Genomic DNA, 17,558 nt, shown 5'->3' on the forward strand with positions numbered 1-17,558 from the left:
GACCTTATAGTCGCCGCTCCAGGTCGTCGATGCGGTCCAGCAGTTCCATCACCAGGGCCACGGCATCGAAGTTGAGACCAAGGTCCCGTTTCAGGCGCAAGGCCTTCCTTGCCCTGATAACGGCACTCCGGTCAAACAGAGGAGTTGCCCCTCCCGACAGCGGCTCGATGAGGCCGATGGAGAAGAGCCGCTTTGCTACCGACAGGTGGCATTCGCACAGTCTACACAATTCATGAATGGTGATGCCCGGCACCGAGACCATTTCATGTTTTCTGCTGATAATGATTTCATACTGTCGTGCTGTCATGGCGTCCTCGGTCACGTACGCGGATCAAATCGCGATTCCTTGGCCAATTCCTCGAAGAGATGCCGCTCCCTGGCCGAGAGATGCTTCGGCACCACGATGCGGACTTTCACCAGCAGATCTCCATAGCGTCCCGTGGTAACAGGCATCCCCTTGCCTCGTACCCGCAAGGTCTGACCGCTCTGGGTACCAGCCGGCACGGTGAGATTGATCCTGCCATCGACCGTTGGCACCAGCACCTTGGCCCCCAGAGCTGCCTCCCAGGGAGTAATATCGACCGTCGTGGCCAGGTCATGGCCGTTCAGGGTGAAGCGTTTGTCGGGTTGGATTTGGACCCTCAGGAACAGGTCACCCGCTTCCGCACCGCCGCTGCCGCTGCCACCTTGCCCGGCAAGCCGGATCAGGGAACCGTCCGTAACACCCGGCGGAATGGTGACATCATAACTGCGTCTGGTCCTGATCGGTCTGCCGCTGCTGTCCGCTTCTACCCGTTCCAGTTCGATGTTTTTTCTGACGCCATGATAGGCGTCGGACAGCGTGATGTCGATAGTGGCCTCATGATCCCGCCCCCGCCGTCTCCTGGTACCTCCGCCCCGGAATTCGGCCTCTTCGCCAAAACTCCATCCGCCGCCGAACAGGTTCTGAAAGAAGTCACTGAACTGGCCCGGGTCGGCATTTGAGAAATGGAACCGCACATTGTTGTCACCCTGAGACCCCTGATTGGCGAATCGCCCATCCCAGCTGCTGCCGACCTGATCGTACCTGGCCCGTTTTTCCGGATCTCCCAACACCTCGTAGGCTTCGTTGATCTGCTTGAATTTCTCCTCGGCGGAGCTTTCCTTGTTGATATCGGGATGGTACTTTCGTGCCAGCTTGCGGTAGGCTCGCTGGATCTCTTCCTGGGTTGCCGTTTTGCTTACGCCGAGGATGGCGTAATAATCCTGAAACGTTGCCATTATCTTCTCTCTCGCCTGAACCCATCATTCTTTGTTGTCGTCTTCAGGCCATCTGCGCATGCAGTAGATGCACTGTTCAACATTGTGCGGAATCGTGTCCCGCAGAATTTCTTTCTGAAACTGGACGCCACAGCGCTTTGGAACCGGATAACGATGCAATTTGTTGTCTTTGATGAAGTAATGCATGCCATGCTCCTTTCTCTTGCGGTAGCGAGTTACGTTGTGCGTAATTCCCAGCATTGTTCGGGTCATTCTGTGTCCCGGCAAGAAACTGTAGTACGTTCTGAAGGTTCCTGAGCCTCCTCGCCAAGACTTCCTTTTGCTGCGGGTCGTCGGTAGTTCTGTATTGGCTGTGCAACTCCTTCATATGTTCTTGAACTATCGTAACGGGGTTGATGCATTTACGCTTCATCTATCCTTCCTCCGTGTCTGCAAGAAAGAATAAGGGGCTTTTCCGATAGAACCGGCGAGGGCCGCATCAAGCGGCCCTCAATCGTTCAAGCTGGTTCAGGAGATCGGCACGCGATAGCGGGCATGCCGTCCTTTCTCCGGCTTGGGGAGCCGGATGGTCAGGACCCCGTGTTTGAGGTCCGCCGCAATCGTCTTTTCATCGATTTCGTACGGCAACCGGACAGTTCTGGCGAAGCTGCCGTACCGGCATTCTGAAATTAGGCACCCATCACCTCCTTTCCGCTCGCGTACAACGTTCTTTTCACCTTTTATCGTTAACCGCCTGCCGACAAGTTCGACTGAGAAATCTTCTTTCTTCAGCCCTGGCATTTCTGCCCTGATAATCAGTTCATCAGTGGTTTCATTCATGTCGAGCGACGGACCACCAAACTGCATGAAGGCTGGCAGGGCATCGGCTGTGATCCGCTCCGGGGTATGTTCCTCTTTCTTCCGCGGACTTAGTTTGTTCAGGAAATGGCCGACTTTGTCATGAACCCGCTCCAGCGCCTCGCCCCATTTCTCGGGCAACAGGTTTGACATGGTGATCACCTCCCAATCAGACTCTTCAGCCGACCTGGATTGCGATCCGTTTCGGTTTGGCGACTTCAGACTTCGGTATCCGCAGGGTCAGGATGCCGTTCACGTAGTCGGCATGGGCCTTTTCATGATCGAGGCTCTCGGGGATCGAGAACTGGCGGTAGTAGTTTGCCAGTTCAAATTCCCGATAGGACGAAGTTCCGGGCACCTTGTGCTGGGCCGGTGCGCTGATGGTCAGAATGCCTTTTTCGACGTTGACATCGAGCGATTCCTTGGAGGCGCCCGGGATGTCGGCGGTCAGGACCATACCTTCTTCATCCTCGATGATGTTGACTGCCGGGCGGATATAGCGTTCGTTGGACCGCGTCTCTTCACGGGTCTGCACATTCCGTTCGTCATTTCTTTCCGTAAGACTGTTGACTGCCATGATTGATTACCTCCTTTCCGTATCATGTCGTTCGTTATCACGACAGTTTAATGTCGATTTTTTTCGGTTTGGCATGTTCGGCCTTGGCCAGGGTGACCTGCATGATGCCATCCCTGCAACTGGCCGTGATCTTGTTGGAATCGATGTCGACCGGCAGTTCCAGGGTACGGGAGAATTTGCCGGAGCCGAGTTCGGAGCGGTGCACAATCTGCCCTTCCTTCTCGACGAACGGTTTGCGTTCCCCGCTGATGGTGACTGTGTTCCGCAGTACGGTCAGATCGACATCCTTCGGATCGACGCCGGGAACCAGTGCCTCGATGTAGACATGCCCCTCGTCTTCGCTGAAATTGACCAGCGGAAAACGACGAGTTGTTACCGGCGAAAGGAATGTCGGTCCAAACGGCCGACCAAAACCTGCGCCACGGAACGCTTCATCGATTTCCCTTCTCAGGTTGTCCAGTTCCTTGAATACATCCCAGCTTGCCATGTGGATTACCTCCTTTCGATATGTGATTTTCTGGTCAAAAAATAAGTACGCACTTCCTGCGTGTCAAGAGGGGGGGCTAATTTTTCGAGCTACCTCAACATGCTGATATCATGGAGCATATTTCTCTATTTCTTCTTGAAATCGATATGATGCTTTGCTATTATTTTAGCACTCAGCGCCATAGAGTGCTAATCATGATACAGTCTTTCAGGAGGTGCATCGTGGTTACCAATCTGCCAATCGTTACCGACAGTCTTACCCTCTATCTTTCCGAAATCCGCAAATTCAAATTACTCACTGAAGACGAGGAAAGAAATTACGCCGTCAAGTTCTTTGAGGAAAAGGACCTGGAGGCAGCCCATGCCCTCGTAACCTCAAATCTGCGCTATGTGGTTAAAGTTGCCTCCGAATACCGTCATTACGGTCTGAAAATGCTCGATCTGATCCAGGAGGGCAATATTGGCCTCATGATGGCGGTTCGCAAATTCAATCCCTATAAAGGGGTTCGATTGATTTCCTATGCCGTATGGTGGATACGGGCCTACATTCAGAATTTTATCGTCTCTACCTGGAGCCTCGTCAAAGTCGGCACGACGCAAGCCCAAAGAAAATTGTTTTACGGGTTACGCAAGACAAAGGAAGCACTGCTCAAACTAACTGGCAATGACAGCGACGCCCTGGAAGTGTCAAGCGTGCTCCATGTTCCAGGCCATGAAGTCGTTGAGATGGAGCAACGGCTTAAAGGGGAAGTTTCTCTCGATAGAGAGATATATGACAGCGACGGCTTGACCATTCTCGAAACCATTGCCGATGATCGGATGAATCAGGAAGAAATGCTTGGCGAGTATCAAGAAGAGCATGCACTGAAAATAGCGGTTGCTCATGCAATGCAGGGATTGAACGAGAAGGAGCGCTACATTGTTGAACACAGGATCACCAGTGATGATCCCGCAACACTTCAAGATATTGCGGACCACTTTTCTATCTCTCGTGAGCGAGTACGCCAGATAGAAGAGCGTGCATTGACAAAACTAAAAAATATTTTGAAGACTTAATTGCTACTTGCACATCGGTCAGGAGATCAATCTTCAACTTGAGTTATTTGGTGAGGTTTGTTTATAATATTAGTAGGGGATTACGTCATGAGGAGAAGAAATCATGATCATCCATGCGCGATCAATGATACCGAACGCATGACGAAAATTTATTTTAACAGATGCAAAAGCAGAAGCGCTGGCAAGAAGGAGATATCCGTCATGAAAGGGAGAATTTACGACAAACTCTGCGCCATCGATGACAGTGGAAGAGCAAGCGCTCTGTCGACCGAACCGACGGTTTTCTGTGCGCAGTGCGGCGCCGAGGCGCATGATCCGTCGAGCGTCTGTGAACCGGTGGATATCCAGACCAGAAAGTAGGAACTTGATGTTTCTGGACCTGAGAAGGTGGGCTTGGTCTTTCAAGCTCACCTTTTTTGCTTATGATGAGGCTGATCACTTCCACTATTATTAAGTATAAAATATCCAAACCCGGATATTCGGCATTTTCTCATCAGCGCAAGCCATGGGAGCAGCCCCCAGGAAGATCAGGCTTTCTCGCTCTCCAGAAGGAGTTGCTCCGCGGAGGGGAGATCCTCCTCAGCCAATTGCACTTGTAGCGGGCTGATTCCATTTTCCGGTTCACGAGCCAGTGAATACTCGATCCCAGCCCTTTGCAGCATCGCCTCAATCCTGGCCAGGTCGGCCGCGTCCTTCGGATCGTAGAACTTGACCATAGAGCCACCTCCCTTAGAATTCCTCGTACACGACAACCAATTCTTTTCCGGGTTATTCTACCTCTTCCGGCAGGATTCGCATCCTGCCCTCGATCCGGCATCCGGATGTCTACTCCCGTTCGAGAGCTTTTCGCTCAGACAAAACAATAGTCCTGGGACGGTGCACCATGCGCTGTCCCACTCGTAAGACTCTAGCTGAATATCATCATGTTGCCGATAATAGCATTCAAGGTACCACTTGGTCGCATGGCTTTGGCTGTTTTTACCTTGTCGGGGTGATAGTACCCTCCCATGTCAACGGGTTTTCCCTGGGCACCGAGCAGTTCCTCATTGATCAAGGATTCGTAATTTTCAAATTGCCGTGCCACGTTGACAAAGCGGACCTGAAGCTCCATGTCCTTGTTCTGTTCTGACAGCGCCTGAGCCCAGTACATGGCGAGGTAGAAATGGCTGCCGCGGTTGTCGATCTGTCCGACCTTGCGGGCAGGTGACTTGTTGGCGTCAAGGAACCTGGCGATGGCCCGGTCGAGGGTCTCGGCGAGGACCAGGGCCTTGTCGTTCTTGAAGGTGGTGCCGAGATGCTCGAGGGAAGCGACAAGGGCCGAGAACTCTCCGAGGGAATCCCAACGCAGATACCCTTCCTTGACAAACTGCTGAACATGCTTGGGGGCTGAACCTCCCGCGCCGGTCTCAAACAGACCGCCACCAGCCAGCAGCGGCACGATGGAAAGCATCTTGGCGCTGGTCCCCAGCTCGAGGATGGGAAAGAGGTCTGTCAGGTAGTCCCGGAGAACGTTGCCGGTGACTGAGATGGTATCCAGCCCCTTACGGATCCGCTCCAGGGAGTAGCGCATTGCCTCAACCGGCGGCAAGATCTTGATTTCGAGGCCGGTGGTGTCATGATCCATCAGGTATTTCTCTACCTTGGTAATGACCTGAGCATCATGAGCGCGGTTCTTGTCCAACCAGAAAACCGCATGGGCACCGGTGGCCCTCGCACGCTTGACGGCCAACTTGACCCAGTCCTGGATCGGGATGTCCTTCACCCGGGACATCCGCCAGATATCGCCTTCCTCCACCTGGTGCTCCATCAGAACCTTGCCGTTGGCGTCCACCACGCGGACGGTTCCATCGTAAGGGATCTCAAACGTGGTCGGATGAGAACCGTACTCTTCGGCCTTCTGAGCCATGAGTCCAACGTTGGGGACTGAGCCCATGGTGGCTGGATCGAAGGCGCCATATTTCTTGCAGTCCTCGATGATCTCCTTATAAATCGTGGCGTAGCAGCGGTCCGGAATCATTGCCTTGGTATCATGGAGCTGGCCGTCCGGCCCCCACATCTTGCCGCCGTCACGAACAACTACCGGCATGGAGGCGTCAACGATGACGTCGCTGGGTACATGCAGATTGGTGATACCTTTGTCGGAATCAACCATTGCCAACCTCGGACGCTTGGTGTACTCAGACCTGATGTCGGTTTCGATTTCGAGACGTTTTGTTTCCGGTAGGCTCTGGATCTTCTTGTAGAGGTCGCCGAGCCCCATGTTGGGATTAACGCCAAGCTCCTTGAAGGTTGCTGAGTGCTTCTCAAACACGTCTTTGTAAAAGATGGATACGGCATTACCGAACATGATCGGGTCAGAGACCTTCATCATGGTGGCCTTGAGGTGGAGGGAGAGGAGCAGATCCTGTCTTTTGGCATCCTCGATCTGTTCAGCAAAGAACTGGCGAAGCGCTTTTTTGCTCATGAAGGTGCCGTCAAGTATGTCACCCTTCTCCGCCTTCAACTCGTCTTTCAGGACAGTTGTCTTGCCGTCCTTGTTAACCAGCTCGATCCTAAACTCGAATGTGTCCGCTGCAGTTATGGACTTTTCGTTGCCATAAAAGTCGCCTTCGCCCATATGGGCGACATGTGCTCTGGAATCCGGACTCCAGGGGGCGAGTTTGTGCGGATTCTTCTTGGAAAAATTCTTTACCGACAGAGGAGCTCGACGGTCGGAGTTGCCCTCGCGCAGCACAGGGTTGACGGCACTGCCGAGCACCTTGGCATACCTCTCTTTGGTCTCCTTCTCGGCGTCGGTCTTGGGGGCCTCAGGATAATCAGGGACATTGTACCCCTGGCTCTGGAGCTCCTTTATAGCCTCTTTCAGCTGAGGGACAGAAGCACTGATATTGGGGAGTTTGATGATATTTGCTTCCGGGCTCTGGGTAAGCTCACCCAACTGGGCCAGATAATCGGGAATCCTTTGTGCTTCCGTCAGGTTCTCGGGGAAATTGGCGATAATCCTGCCCGCAAGTGAGATATTCCGGGTTTCAATCTCAATGCCGGTTCCCTTGGTAAACGCCTGAACGATAGGCAGCAAGGAGTACGTTGCCAATGCGGGTGCTTCATCAATTTCCGTCCAGATAATCTTGTGTGTCGTCATGTTACCCCCTTCTTAAGCACTGATTAAACTGACGATATTCTTGAATTATAAATTTAATAACGTCTTGGTCAATTTTCAAGGAAAGGGAGATCGCTCTCTTGTACTGCGCCATAGCCATAAGCGTTTATTAATCTTGTGCAGTCGTCACAATTTCTCATAGATGCCCCAAGAAACCGCTCAATTTTCTCCAGGCTCTTCCTGAACGGCTTGTGCCGTCCGCTCAACCAATCGGAGAGCTGTTCCGGATCACGACCCATCGCTTCCCCTAGTCGCTCAAGACTCATTCCATGTACTCGCTTGAACCATGCAAGCCGGCCGATAGTGTCATCGGGGCAATCGAACGGAACATATCCTAGAAAATTAATGATTTTTGGGTTATATTGCAGTTCCGGTTCGACACCGTGCTCCCAGTTCCAGATGGAGGACTCGGTGACGCCGATGATGTCGGCGACCTCCCGCTGCAGCAGACCTAGATCCATCCGTTTTTTGCGGATGTGCTCGCCGGTGGTGAGGGGATGTTCGGGATACCCGATAAGTGGTTGTTTTTGCAAGGGGATGACAATTAAAAAGGTATGGCGGCGGGAGAGCGAAAAGTAGGAAAAGGTGCACACAGCCCTGTCCTTGCGGGTACTTGGGAGATCCCGTGCACCTCTGTTCGTGCACGCCGCTTATGATCCAGCGCTACCGCTCCCGGATTTCCGGACCGCTGCTGGACCGGATCGACATCCACATCGAGGTCCCCGCGGTGAAGTACCGCGACCTTACCGATCATGCCGACGGGGAATGCTCGGCCGTGATTGCCGCGCGCGTTGCGGCATCCCGCGAGGTGCAAAAGGCCCGTTTCGCCGGAACCAAGGTGCGCTGCAACGCACAGATGACCGCGCGGATGATCCGGCAATACTGCGAACCGGACCCCGCCGGGGCCCGGATGCTGGAACTGGTGACTGACCGGTTGGGCCTCTCCGCAAGAAGCTATACCAGGATATTGAAGGTGGCCCGGACCGTTGCCGATCTCGACGGTTCCGATGGCATCAAGGAGAACCACATCTCCGAAGCGATCCAGTACCGAAGCCTCGACAGAAAGACATAGGGAAGGATCTGCCGCAAAAGTGACTGGCTCCGCAGGTGCCAGTCACTCTCCTGGTGGAGGTGAGACGTGCCTCGCGTACACAGGAAGATCGAAGCCGACAGCATCTACCATATCTTCAATCGAGGTAACGACCGACAACGAGTTTTTCAAAAAGATGGGGACTACCTCGCGTTTCTGACATTGCTTGGGGAGATGAAGCAACGATATCGGATGGACCTATATGCATACTGTCTCATGCCAAACCATTTTCATCTGCTTGTGAAGGCAATTGTCGGGGAAGAACTGAGTAAAGGGATGCAGTGGTTCATGACAACCCACGTCAGGCGTTATCAACGCCATTACCTGAGTACCGGTCACCTCTGGCAGGGTAGGTTCAAGAGCTTGCCGGTAAATGGGGAGGAGCACTTTCTGACCGTCACGCGATATATAGAAGGAAATCCGGTACGAGCCGGCTTGGTGGAAAGCGCGGAGAACTGGGTCTGGTCGTCCCATCGGGGCCGCCGCGGCCTGCAAAGAGAACTTCTCATCGAGCCACTACCGGTGAGTTTTGTGGGAGATTGGACCACCTTTGTCGACACGCCGCTGACCGCAAACGAGCTGGCGAAGGTGAGGAAGAACCCGGGGCGTGGATGGGAACTTTCTGGCCAGCCGGAGGCTGAAGAGTGAGAAGCAGAACCTAACGAACTGCTGCAAACGGGACTGACTTCGCACGTGCCAGCCCCTCGGCCCGGAAAGCGTGGCCGAAATCTTCACATTAAAAGGTGCCTGTCCCCCTAAAGAAACCTAAAGAATGTCCCCCTAAAGAAACGAAAGACATAGGGAGGGATCTGCCGCAAAAGGGACTGGCTCCGCAGGTGCCAGTCCCTCTCCATGGAAAAAGGTGCCTCACATTAAATGGTGCCTGTCCCCCTAAAGAGGTCGACAGAAAGACCGGCTGAGGGGGCTGGCTGCGCAGATGCCTGTTTCCCTTAAACTTTCCGGCTTTCTTGCCGATATGATGTTCAGCAGCCAGTTTGGAGGTTGAGATATGGAGCAGGAACAAAAAAGGAAGCGGATTCTGGTGGTCGACGATCAGCAGATGGACCGGCTTATGATCGCCCATCTCATGGCCGGTTTCGGGGCGGTTGACTTCGCCGCGACGGGGGAAGAGGCCGTTTCCCGCCATGCCGCTGCGATAACGGAGGGATGGCCCTATGACATGATCTGCATGGATGTGAACATGTCCGGGATGCTCACCGGCAATCAGGCGGTTCGCTGTATCCGGGAGCACGAACACCGGGTGAACATCACCAAGCCTGTCGCCATCATCATGGTGTCCGCCGCGAATCGGCGGGAAGAGATCGAACTGTCCCTGGAACTGTGTGGTGCTGACGACTATGTCTGCAAGCCCTTCGACAGCGAGGAGATAAAAGCGATAGCGCGAAAACATCTTACCTGAGCTGGTGGGCATTCTTTCCTGCGTGAGTATCGCCCTCGCAATCAACGCCGCCCAGCACCAGCCGGTTACTCCAAAAGGGTACTCTTGCTCCAGCGGCAGCCGGCCGCGATCGTCGGGGAAGCGAGGTGGAAAGAAAAAGGGACTGGCACCCGAGGGAGCCAGTCCCTTTTCTACGTCTGCCGTTTCACGTCACGCTGCGGGAATACGTCGGTCGGTCGGTATTCCCAGGCTTCCTCTTCGAGGACCAGCCCCATGCTCCGGCACCGAAAAGGCTCGGTGGAAGCGGCATCCGTTCCTGTTTGCTCCGGCTGTTAGCCGTACAGCGACGACGACAGCAGGGTGCTGTTGCTGCTCTGGGCGTAGGCGTTGCTCCACTGCATGTAGTTTTGCACCGCGGAGGCAAGGAGGTCCTTCAGGCCCGATGCCGAAGTGCTGCTCGTCGAACTGCTGGAATCACTGGATGAGGATGAGGAATCCGACGACTGGTCGCTGCTCATCATGCTGATCAGGGACTTGAACAGTTCGTTCTCTTTGCTGGTGGATTGGGTCTGGCCGCTGCCGCCGTCCGGCGGTGCCCCGTGCGGGCCCTGGGCCATCTTCTCTTTGATCTGGGAATAGGCTTCCTTGGCGGCGTCGAGGTCGCCGGAGCTAAGCGCGTTGCTGAGGTCGGTGATCTCCTGGGGCTGGTTGCCGTTGGACGGGGCATTTTCCTGCAGCTTTTGGAAGGCTGCCTGGGCATCGTCCAGGTTCCCGGAATCGAGTGCGCTGCCGATTGCGTCGAAGTTTTCCTTCATCTGGCTCCTCTTGCCCCCGTCCGGGCCCTGCGCGCCGCCCGTCGAGCTCTGGCTCTGCATCTGCTGGGCGACCTTCGCCAGGTTGGCTTCGGATTCCTGAAGCGATAACAGACCGTTGCCGTCGGAGTCGGCGTTGTTGAAGATGCTGTCGACCAGGCTGCTGACGTCGGTACTGCTGCTGGTACTGCTGGAACTGCTGCTCTGAGAGTCGCCGCTCTCGAGGTTCTGGATGAACGAAGTCATCTCGCCCTTGGACACCGTACCGTCGCCGTCACTGTCCATCGCCGCGAACATCTTCTTCTGCATCTGCATCATCTTGGTGAGATCGAATCCCCCCGAACTGCCTACTGAACCTACCATGGTAATCCTCCTCTGTTTGTTTTGGCCTGTCTGATACAAGCACTCACTTCAGACGTATCGCGGATAACCTGCAAAGATTTATGGGGATTGTGTTCAGTGCGTGTAAAGATTTGTCGCGAAATGTAAGAGCTGGCTCGGGCCGTACGGCCCATTGCGGTGCGAGCGCCCTTCCTGGCGCGATCCGCCGGAGGCGGTGACATCGGTCCAGCAGGCAATCAATCTTCCTTAAACGGGAATGAGGGTGCCGATATAAAAGAAGCGCCGGGGTCCCATCTTTGGAAGCCCGCCGCTTCTTTTTTACCAATACCGCCCGCAATCTCCGTTGCCAAGCCGCCCCGCCCCTGGCTGGCGGGGGCGGCAAAGATACAAAGGGACCTGAATGGTCTTAAAAGCCTTGACCGCGACCGCACTGAGGGGGTATGCTGCGCGGACAGGCGATTTGCCCCCCTCTCCTTCCTTCCCGCGCCAACCTGAACTGATGCCGCAATCGCTCTGATTCCATGTCATGACGCCCCTTTTTCGGGCCTTTCTTAGGATAGCAGGTGCAGCTCTACAGCCTGAGGTCGAAATTCATCCTGGTGATCCTGGTCATCAGCGCCGTCATCGGATTGGCGACGCTCTTTGCCTTCGACACCAGCATCAGCCGGATCATCGCCGAAATGGCGCTCCGGTTCGGGACCAAGCAGGCCCTCCTCGAAAAGAACAAGATCATCTCCCTGATCAACCGGGAAGTCGCGCTGGCGCAGAAGATGGCCGACGACGTCTCGGTGAAGCAGTGGGCCGCCCATGAGGAGTCCCCGTCCCTGCGCCGGGAGGCGCTCACGGAGCTGGAAAGCTACCGCCGCTTCTTTCATGACAAGAGCTTCTTTGTCGCCCTCAAAAAGACCGGTCACTATTACCTCTACAACGAGCACGACGGCAACGGCCGCGTCGAGATGGTGCAGCTGGATCCCGCCCAGGGCCACGACCGCTGGTTCTTCGACGGTCTGCGCACCATCGACGGCTGCGCGCTGAACCTCGACTACAATGCGACCCTCAAGGAAGCCAAAGTCTGGTTCAACGCCGTCATGCGGGACGACCGGGGGAACAAGACCGGGATCTGCGGCGGCGGCATCAACGTCAGCGACTTCCTCAAGGAAACCGTCTACTCGTCCGAAAAAGGCCTCTCCACCATCCTCATCGACCGCAACGGGGTGATCGAGGCGCACCGGGACCGGAGCATCGTCGAGCACAACGCGAACGTCCGCGATCCCGCCCAAAAGCTCACCATCTACCGGCTGCTCGACCGCCCCGCCCACCGTGCCGAGCTCAAAGATGCGATCCAATCCCTGGTGGCCGGAAAGGATGAGGTCCGGGCCTTTCCGGCCGTGGTCCACGGCAAGAAGTACCTGCTGGCGGTGTCCTATCTGCAGGGGATCGGCTGGTTCAACGTGGTCCTGGTCGATGTCTCCAGCGTCATCAGCATGAAGGCCTTCTTCCCGATCATCGCGATCATGACGCTTTCCCTGCTGTTCGTGATCGTCACCATCGTCTTGTTGATGAACCGGATGGTGCTGGCGCCGTTGAGCCGCCTCTCCAGCGCTTCCGGTGAGATCGCCGCCGGGCGTTACGACCTGGCGCTGCCGGTTCCGGGGCGCGACGAGCTCGGGGAGCTGACCCGCTCCTTCAACACGATGAGTTCCACCATCCTGGACCATACCAACAACCTGGAAGCCAAGGTCAAAGCCCGCACCGACGAGCTTTCCGCGGCCTATCGGATGTTGGAGAGTTCGCAGCAGCGCCTTTTGGAAAGCATCCGCTACGCCTGCATCATCCAAAGCGGCATTCTCCCGTCGCGGGAGGCCCTCCAGCGCACCCTGGGGGAACACTTCGTCCTGTACCGTCCCCTGGACCTGGTGGGTGGGGACTTCTACTTCTTGCGGGAGTACCCGGAGCACTATCTGCTGGCGGTGATCGACTGCACCGGCCACGGAGTCCCCGGCGCCTTCATCACCATGACGGTCAACGCGGTCCTCTCCCACGTCGTCGACGCGGTCTGCTGCGACGACCCCGCCGCCATTCTCGGCGAGTTGAACCGGGGGGTGCGCGGGAGTCTGGAGATGAGGGAGGTCGACGCCGGACTCGACATCGGCATTTGCCTGGTGCGTCGCCAGACCGGAGAGCTGGTCTACGCCGCGGCGGGACTCCCCCTTCACCTCGTTTCCGGCGGGACCGTGCGCCAGATCCGCGGCGACCGGCAGCGGGTCGGCTACAAGGGATCCCGGCTGGATTACCGGTACACCAACCATCGGATGCTCCTTGCTCCCGGCGACTGCTGTTATCTCACCACCGACGGGCTTTTGGACGAACCGGGGGGAGCCAAGGGTTTCGGTTTCGGGACGCAGCGGCTGCAGTCGGTGCTCGCGGCCAACGCCCATCTCCCCCTGGAGGCCCAGGTGGCCCAACTGGAGCAGACCCTTAACGAATTCCGCGGCATGTACGCCCAGCGCGACGACATCACCACGCTCGGATTCCGGTACCAGCCGGACCCGGGCCGATAGCAGAGCAAACACAGGAGCGAATATGGACCTTTTCCGGCTGAGAGAGCAGTTTTCCCAAGAAGGGATCCTCATGTGCTTCAACGGCCCGTTCTCGCACAGCATCATCGAAGAGATCGGCACCGCCATCAGGAACCACTTGGCAGGGGAGAATATTTCGCGGATGGCGGTGCAGGATGTTTTTTCCGCCTACATCGAGATGACCCAAAACGCCCGCAACTATCTTGCCTTGCGCGGAGTGCCGGTGGCCGATGCCGGTTCCGCCACCATCGTGATCGCCAAGCGCGGCGATTCCTACGCGATCAGCTCGGGGAACGTGATCCTCAAGGAGGACCGCGAGCCCTTGAAGGGGAGGATCGACCGCATCAATGCCTTAAGCCCCGAAGAGCTGAAAAAGGAGATCCGGCAGCAGCTGCGCCGGGAGCTCCCGGAAGGAAGCGTCGGCGCGGGAATCGGCCTGATGGAGATGGCGAAACGGGCCACGCAGGGACTGGCCTACAGCTTCCGCGACGTTGACGACCGGTACTCCTTTTTCACCCTTACCGTACAGATTTAGGAGGAGCTGATGCTTCCTTTTCAAGATATCACCCAGACCGTCTCTACCCCTGAAATCAGGTTCGATGCCGCGCGCTCCTGCCTTTGCATAGCGGGGGAGTCCTACCCGGAAAACTCCTTCGACTTCTACGCACCGATGCTACGCTGGGTGAAAGAGGTCCTAACCGCCCTGGCGGAGTTCCATCTCGACGTCAACGTCAGTTACCTGAACAGCAGCAGCACCAAGTGCATGCTGGATCTTCTCGATTTGCTCGAGGAGGCTCACAAGAAAGGGACCGCGGTCACGGTCACCTGGCAGTACGACCGGGAGAATCCCCGTTCGCTTGATTTGGCGGAGGAGTTCAAGGAAGAGGTCACCTTCCCGTTCGCCGTCGTTGCGCTCAACGAGTGAGGTAGGCACCGTGCCCAAAAAAGCCATGACCGAAGATGTCGCGTTGAAGCGGGCGGCCAAGGTCCTGAAGGAGCCGGCGGCGGTCGACCTGGCCGGCGAATACGCGGCGCTGGCGGAGAACTACCGGAAACTCCTGCGCCGGTTCAACAAGACCCTCACCATCAGTGACGCCTTCGAAACCCAGCACCAGGAGATGGCCCGCAAACTGGAGGAGGCGACCCGGAAGTACCGCCAGCTCAAGGACGTGGCGCTGCCGATCTGCATGTATTGCAAGAAGGTCCGCTCCGATGACGACTACTGGCACCGGCTGGAGACCTTCTTCAGCAGTCACGTCGACATCATGTTCAGCCACGGCATCTGCCCGGACTGTGTCAAGGACGCCTACCGGAACATGGGGGTGAACGACCGCACCGGGAATTTTCTGGCCCAGGAACGGGAAAAGCGCGCTGAGGGGCCGCGGGAGCCGGTCGAGGACGAGGCCCTGAAGGAGATGCGTGCCTTGGTCCGCCAGCGGGCCTTCGAAGGAAACCCGATGGCCCCGGAGGTGGAGAACTTCGTGGAGCGGTACGGCAAGATGCTGCGCCGTTTCAGCAAGACGGTCAGCATCAGCGACAGCTACCAGTCCCAGTTGATGGAGCTGAAATCCCGCCTGGAGCTCATTGCCCGCATCGATCTGTTGACCGGGCTGGCCAACCGCTGGGAACTCGTCTCGCGCCTGGAGTCGGAAAAATCGCGCTCGGAGCGGCGGGGGCAGTCCTTTACCGTGATGCTCGCCGATATCGACCATTTCAAGAAGGTCAACGACACCTACGGCCACCAGGCGGGGGACCGCGTCATCCGCGGCATTGCCGACACGCTCAGGGGCAATCTGCGCGGCGAGGACATCTGCGGCCGGTGGGGCGGGGAGGAGTTCCTGCTCATCCTCCCGCAGACCGGGCTGCCCGAGGCAAAACGGGTGGCGGAAAAGCTGATCAAGAAGGTGCGCGGTACCCGGACGCTGTGGGAGGATGAGCCGCTGATGGTGACCATGAGTATCGGTTACGGCGTCTTCACCGCCGGGATGACCGTCGACGGGTTGATCTCGGCGGTGGATCGCGCCCTGTACGAGGCAAAGCGCGCCGGCCGCAACCGGCACGCCGCGGCGGGGTAGGGTCGGTGCCGATGCTTTTAACTGTGGGAGCGCCATTCCTGGCGCGAGTAAGTCTCGATCGCGCCAGGAATGGCGCTCCCACAGGGCTCGCGCCGATTGTTCCGTTCTCGTCGTGATCGGCTCATTTCCCGCGGCACGAATGCCCATTCCAAAAAGAAAAGCGGCTTCTGACTTCCAGGAAAGTCAGGCCGCTTTTCTTTTTGCATCTCTATATGAAAACAGAAGGGGCTGGGTGAGCTTGAGGTCCCCAATCCCTTGTGGGGGCTCTCTCAGCGGTGCTCTTCCCGGTTGTGCCGGTGGCTGACCCGGTATTGCGGGCGGTAGAGCCGGCCGCGGTAGTGTTCCCGGTCCCGCTCGTAGCGCCTGAACTCGGCCTCGCGGTAGCGCCGGATCTCGCCTACCCGGTAGGAAACGAAGACCCCCGGATAGCTCCGTCTCGGCACGTAGGCCCACGGTCCGTTGTAGTACGGGCCGCGGTACCAGCGGCCGCCGTAGAAGTAATAGTATTCGCTCCCGGTATAGACCAGGTCATAGGGGACTCCCACCGCGACGTAGATGTTCATTTCGGGAGAGTAGATGAAGCGCGGTGCCTCCTCGAAGTACGGCTCGGGCGTTGCGGCATAATCGTCGGCTTCGGCAGGCGGTGGCGCCACGGCCGGCGGCGGAGGCGGCGGGGCGGCCGCCGGTTCGGCCCGGGCCACCCGCCGGTACCCGGGGATCTGGTTTCCGTAGGAATACATGCATTGTACGTAGGCGTTGTCATAGCGACGCTGAGCCACCCGCGCATCGGAGGCCCCCGCGTTGGCTCCGGCCAGCGAGCCGACCAGAAGGCCGTACCCTGCGCCGATGACCGCTCCCGCCCCGGGATTGTGCGCGGCGGAGCCGAGTACCGCGCCGATTCCGGCTCCGACCGCCGTTCCGGTTACCGCACCTTTGGCGACATCCTGATCGTGGGTCTCCTGGGCCGACTGCGTCTGGCGCTCGGCCCACTGCCGGCAGGTCGCATCCTCGGTCCGGAAGGCTTCGAAAGACTTGCAGCGCGCCGGATAGACGGTGACGCTGGGGCCCGAGGGGAGCGTGGCGCAGCCACCGGTGGCGAGCAGCAGTGCTGATGCTATGTATATGCGAGCGTTTCTCATCTCGGTCACCTCGTATCTGCGTACTGGTGCATCTGTTCAGGTAACGCAGGAGAGGGGAAAACGTTTACCGGGTCCAGTTTTCAGCATTTTCCAACGCAACGCAAAGCGCGCCGGACGGGACAGCTCCGGCGCGTTTCGCGTTTGCTGGGGCTTGGTACTAGTCGAGCCCGTTCACCCTTTCCTGGAACCTCTGCTCCCGTTTGGCCTGGATCTGTTTGAGCTTCGTCAGCTGGTCCGGGGTCAAGAGGGCCTGGAACTGCTTGGCTGCCTGGGCGCGCTGGACGACCAGGTCCGCCTGGATGGCGGCCACCTTGGCGCTCTGCGCGCGCAGCGCGGCTTCGTCGGCGGTCCCGGACTGGACCAGGGTGCGCAGCTGGTGTCCCTCCGTCCTCAGGCTGGCGAGAAGCGGTTTCGCCTGGTCACGGTTACTGCGGAAGAGCTCTTTCGCCTGGGCCTTCTGCTGGTCGGTCAACTGGAGCTTGCGGGCGAGCCGGGCAAAGAACCGGTGTCCGCGGTGGTGCTTGCCCCGGAAGTGAGTCGGCTGGTCCGCATCCGAACCGGTCGCGGCCTGGGGTGCGGCCGCCGGAGCCGCAGTGTCGGCGAAGGCCTGGGTGGAGGTGACGGCAGTGGCGGAGGCGAGGGCGGTGACGACGAGCAGTGATCTGAGAACCTTTTTCATCGGCATTCTCCTTATGGTTGGGTGGTGATCAATCGATGGTCCTACGATAGGAGGAGAATGAGGAGCC

Annotated in this window: 21 protein-coding genes; 9 read left to right on the plus strand and 12 right to left on the minus strand. The window is 57.5% G+C overall.

The window, feature by feature from the left end:
• Positions 1-4: 4 nt before the first annotated feature.
• From JFN93_RS17100 to JFN93_RS17125, 6 genes are all read right to left on the minus strand, one after another.
• Positions 5-307 (minus strand): chaperone modulator CbpM, encoded by a 303-nt coding sequence (locus tag JFN93_RS17100; protein WP_199385344.1) that lies wholly within the window; start codon positions 305-307, stop codon positions 5-7.
• 11 nt (positions 308-318) lie between these two features.
• Entirely contained in the window at positions 319-1,260 is a 942-nt protein-coding gene (locus JFN93_RS17105; protein WP_199385345.1) for a DnaJ C-terminal domain-containing protein, read from the minus strand.
• A 24-nt stretch (positions 1,261-1,284) separates the two neighbouring features.
• Positions 1,285-1,446, minus strand: a complete 162-nt coding sequence (locus tag JFN93_RS17110; RefSeq protein WP_199385346.1) for a hypothetical protein — start codon at positions 1,444-1,446, stop codon at positions 1,285-1,287.
• Positions 1,447-1,767: 321 nt separating this feature from the next.
• Positions 1,768-2,250, minus strand: a complete 483-nt coding sequence (locus tag JFN93_RS17115; protein WP_199385347.1) for an Hsp20/alpha crystallin family protein — start codon at positions 2,248-2,250, stop codon at positions 1,768-1,770.
• A gap of 25 nt (positions 2,251-2,275) precedes the next feature.
• The gene (locus tag JFN93_RS17120; protein ID WP_199385348.1) at positions 2,276-2,674 is read right to left on the minus strand and encodes an Hsp20/alpha crystallin family protein; all 399 of its coding nucleotides are present in this window, start codon (positions 2,672-2,674) and stop codon (positions 2,276-2,278) included.
• Between the two features lie 37 nt (positions 2,675-2,711).
• On the minus strand, positions 2,712-3,161 hold the full coding sequence (locus JFN93_RS17125; protein WP_199385349.1) for an Hsp20/alpha crystallin family protein: 450 nt from the start codon (positions 3,159-3,161) through the stop codon (positions 2,712-2,714).
• A 221-nt stretch (positions 3,162-3,382) separates the two neighbouring features.
• On the opposite strand from JFN93_RS17125, the gene rpoH reads away from it, so the two are divergent.
• Together rpoH and JFN93_RS17135 are read left to right on the plus strand one after the other, a co-directional pair.
• Positions 3,383-4,216: an RNA polymerase sigma factor RpoH gene (gene rpoH, locus JFN93_RS17130; RefSeq protein WP_199385350.1), complete on the plus strand. Its 834-nt coding sequence runs from the start codon at positions 3,383-3,385 to the stop codon at positions 4,214-4,216.
• A gap of 201 nt (positions 4,217-4,417) precedes the next feature.
• Positions 4,418-4,576, plus strand: a complete 159-nt coding sequence (locus JFN93_RS17135) for a hypothetical protein (protein ID WP_199385351.1) — start codon at positions 4,418-4,420, stop codon at positions 4,574-4,576.
• A 167-nt stretch (positions 4,577-4,743) separates the two neighbouring features.
• Here JFN93_RS17135 and JFN93_RS17140 read toward each other — a convergent pair whose 3' ends face one another.
• The 3 genes from JFN93_RS17140 to JFN93_RS17150 all read right to left on the minus strand — a co-directional run bounded on the left by JFN93_RS17140 (position 4,744) and on the right by JFN93_RS17150 (position 7,969).
• Positions 4,744-4,932 (minus strand): hypothetical protein, encoded by a 189-nt coding sequence (locus JFN93_RS17140; RefSeq protein ID WP_199385352.1) that lies wholly within the window; start codon positions 4,930-4,932, stop codon positions 4,744-4,746.
• Between the two features lie 191 nt (positions 4,933-5,123).
• Positions 5,124-7,358, minus strand: a complete 2,235-nt coding sequence (locus JFN93_RS17145; protein WP_199385353.1) for an NADP-dependent isocitrate dehydrogenase — start codon at positions 7,356-7,358, stop codon at positions 5,124-5,126.
• A gap of 68 nt (positions 7,359-7,426) precedes the next feature.
• Complete coding sequence (locus tag JFN93_RS17150) at positions 7,427-7,969, minus strand: helix-turn-helix domain-containing protein (protein ID WP_199385354.1); 543 nt, start codon at positions 7,967-7,969, stop codon at positions 7,427-7,429.
• Between the two features lie 32 nt (positions 7,970-8,001).
• Between JFN93_RS17150 and JFN93_RS17155 the strand changes: the two genes are divergently transcribed.
• The 3 genes from JFN93_RS17155 (at position 8,002) to JFN93_RS17165 (ending at position 9,886) form a co-directional block, all read left to right on the plus strand.
• On the plus strand, positions 8,002-8,448 hold the full coding sequence (locus JFN93_RS17155; RefSeq protein ID WP_328754243.1) for a magnesium chelatase subunit ChlI family protein: 447 nt from the start codon (positions 8,002-8,004) through the stop codon (positions 8,446-8,448).
• A gap of 66 nt (positions 8,449-8,514) precedes the next feature.
• A complete protein-coding gene (locus JFN93_RS17160; protein WP_199385356.1) occupies positions 8,515-9,114 on the plus strand; it encodes a transposase in 600 nt (199 codons plus the stop codon).
• 361 nt (positions 9,115-9,475) lie between these two features.
• Entirely contained in the window at positions 9,476-9,886 is a 411-nt protein-coding gene (locus tag JFN93_RS17165) for a response regulator (RefSeq protein ID WP_199385357.1), read from the plus strand.
• Between the two features lie 311 nt (positions 9,887-10,197).
• Here the strand turns inward: JFN93_RS17165 and JFN93_RS17170 are convergent, their stop codons facing one another.
• Positions 10,198-11,040 carry an EF-hand domain-containing protein gene (locus tag JFN93_RS17170; RefSeq protein ID WP_199385358.1) on the minus strand — a complete coding sequence of 281 codons (843 nt, stop codon included), beginning with the start codon at positions 11,038-11,040 and terminating at the stop codon, positions 10,198-10,200.
• 542 nt (positions 11,041-11,582) lie between these two features.
• Between JFN93_RS17170 and JFN93_RS17175 the strand changes: the two genes are divergently transcribed.
• The 4 genes from JFN93_RS17175 to JFN93_RS17190 are packed head-to-tail and all read left to right on the plus strand — an operon-like array spanning position 11,583 to position 15,673.
• Positions 11,583-13,580, plus strand: coding sequence for a SpoIIE family protein phosphatase (locus JFN93_RS17175; RefSeq protein ID WP_199385359.1), 1,998 nt, complete (start codon positions 11,583-11,585; stop codon positions 13,578-13,580).
• A 22-nt stretch (positions 13,581-13,602) separates the two neighbouring features.
• Positions 13,603-14,133, plus strand: coding sequence for a SiaB family protein kinase (locus JFN93_RS17180; RefSeq protein WP_199385360.1), 531 nt, complete (start codon positions 13,603-13,605; stop codon positions 14,131-14,133).
• A gap of 9 nt (positions 14,134-14,142) precedes the next feature.
• Positions 14,143-14,523 carry a DUF1987 domain-containing protein gene (locus JFN93_RS17185; protein WP_199385361.1) on the plus strand — a complete coding sequence of 127 codons (381 nt, stop codon included), beginning with the start codon at positions 14,143-14,145 and terminating at the stop codon, positions 14,521-14,523.
• A gap of 10 nt (positions 14,524-14,533) precedes the next feature.
• Positions 14,534-15,673 (plus strand): diguanylate cyclase, encoded by a 1,140-nt coding sequence (locus JFN93_RS17190; protein WP_199385362.1) that lies wholly within the window; start codon positions 14,534-14,536, stop codon positions 15,671-15,673.
• 269 nt (positions 15,674-15,942) lie between these two features.
• Here JFN93_RS17190 and JFN93_RS17195 read toward each other — a convergent pair whose 3' ends face one another.
• Positions 15,943-16,812 (minus strand): glycine zipper family protein, encoded by an 870-nt coding sequence (locus JFN93_RS17195; RefSeq protein WP_199385363.1) that lies wholly within the window; start codon positions 16,810-16,812, stop codon positions 15,943-15,945.
• A 157-nt stretch (positions 16,813-16,969) separates the two neighbouring features.
• Positions 16,970-17,491, minus strand: a complete 522-nt coding sequence (locus JFN93_RS17200) for a Spy/CpxP family protein refolding chaperone (RefSeq protein WP_199385364.1) — start codon at positions 17,489-17,491, stop codon at positions 16,970-16,972.
• Positions 17,492-17,558: the final 67 nt, after the last annotated feature.

The organism is Geomesophilobacter sediminis (genome assembly GCF_016458275.1).
Lineage (GTDB): Bacteria > Desulfobacterota > Desulfuromonadia > Geobacterales > Geobacteraceae > Geomesophilobacter > Geomesophilobacter sediminis.

Bases quoted from the DNA above. Each gene is read 5' to 3' on its own strand.
- JFN93_RS17200 (WP_199385364.1), bottom strand. From the start codon at position 17,491: ATGAAAAAGGTTCTCAGATCACTGCTCGTCGTCACCGCCCTCGCCTCC.
- JFN93_RS17135 (WP_199385351.1), top strand. From the start codon at position 4,418: ATGAAAGGGAGAATTTACGACAAACTCTGCGCCATCGATGACAGTGGA.
- JFN93_RS17170 (WP_199385358.1), bottom strand. From the start codon at position 11,040: ATGGTAGGTTCAGTAGGCAGTTCGGGGGGATTCGATCTCACCAAGATG.
- JFN93_RS17120 (WP_199385348.1), bottom strand. From the start codon at position 2,674: ATGGCAGTCAACAGTCTTACGGAAAGAAATGACGAACGGAATGTGCAG.
- JFN93_RS17140 (WP_199385352.1), bottom strand. From the start codon at position 4,932: ATGGTCAAGTTCTACGATCCGAAGGACGCGGCCGACCTGGCCAGGATT.
- JFN93_RS17165 (WP_199385357.1), top strand. From the start codon at position 9,476: ATGGAGCAGGAACAAAAAAGGAAGCGGATTCTGGTGGTCGACGATCAG.
- JFN93_RS17105 (WP_199385345.1), bottom strand. From the start codon at position 1,260: ATGGCAACGTTTCAGGATTATTACGCCATCCTCGGCGTAAGCAAAACG.
- JFN93_RS17100 (WP_199385344.1), bottom strand. From the start codon at position 307: ATGACAGCACGACAGTATGAAATCATTATCAGCAGAAAACATGAAATG.
- JFN93_RS17145 (WP_199385353.1), bottom strand. From the start codon at position 7,358: ATGACGACACACAAGATTATCTGGACGGAAATTGATGAAGCACCCGCA.
- JFN93_RS17180 (WP_199385360.1), top strand. From the start codon at position 13,603: ATGGACCTTTTCCGGCTGAGAGAGCAGTTTTCCCAAGAAGGGATCCTC.
- JFN93_RS17125 (WP_199385349.1), bottom strand. From the start codon at position 3,161: ATGGCAAGCTGGGATGTATTCAAGGAACTGGACAACCTGAGAAGGGAA.
- JFN93_RS17185 (WP_199385361.1), top strand. From the start codon at position 14,143: ATGCTTCCTTTTCAAGATATCACCCAGACCGTCTCTACCCCTGAAATC.
- JFN93_RS17195 (WP_199385363.1), bottom strand. From the start codon at position 16,812: ATGAGAAACGCTCGCATATACATAGCATCAGCACTGCTGCTCGCCACC.
- JFN93_RS17110 (WP_199385346.1), bottom strand. From the start codon at position 1,446: ATGCATTACTTCATCAAAGACAACAAATTGCATCGTTATCCGGTTCCA.
- JFN93_RS17115 (WP_199385347.1), bottom strand. From the start codon at position 2,250: ATGTCAAACCTGTTGCCCGAGAAATGGGGCGAGGCGCTGGAGCGGGTT.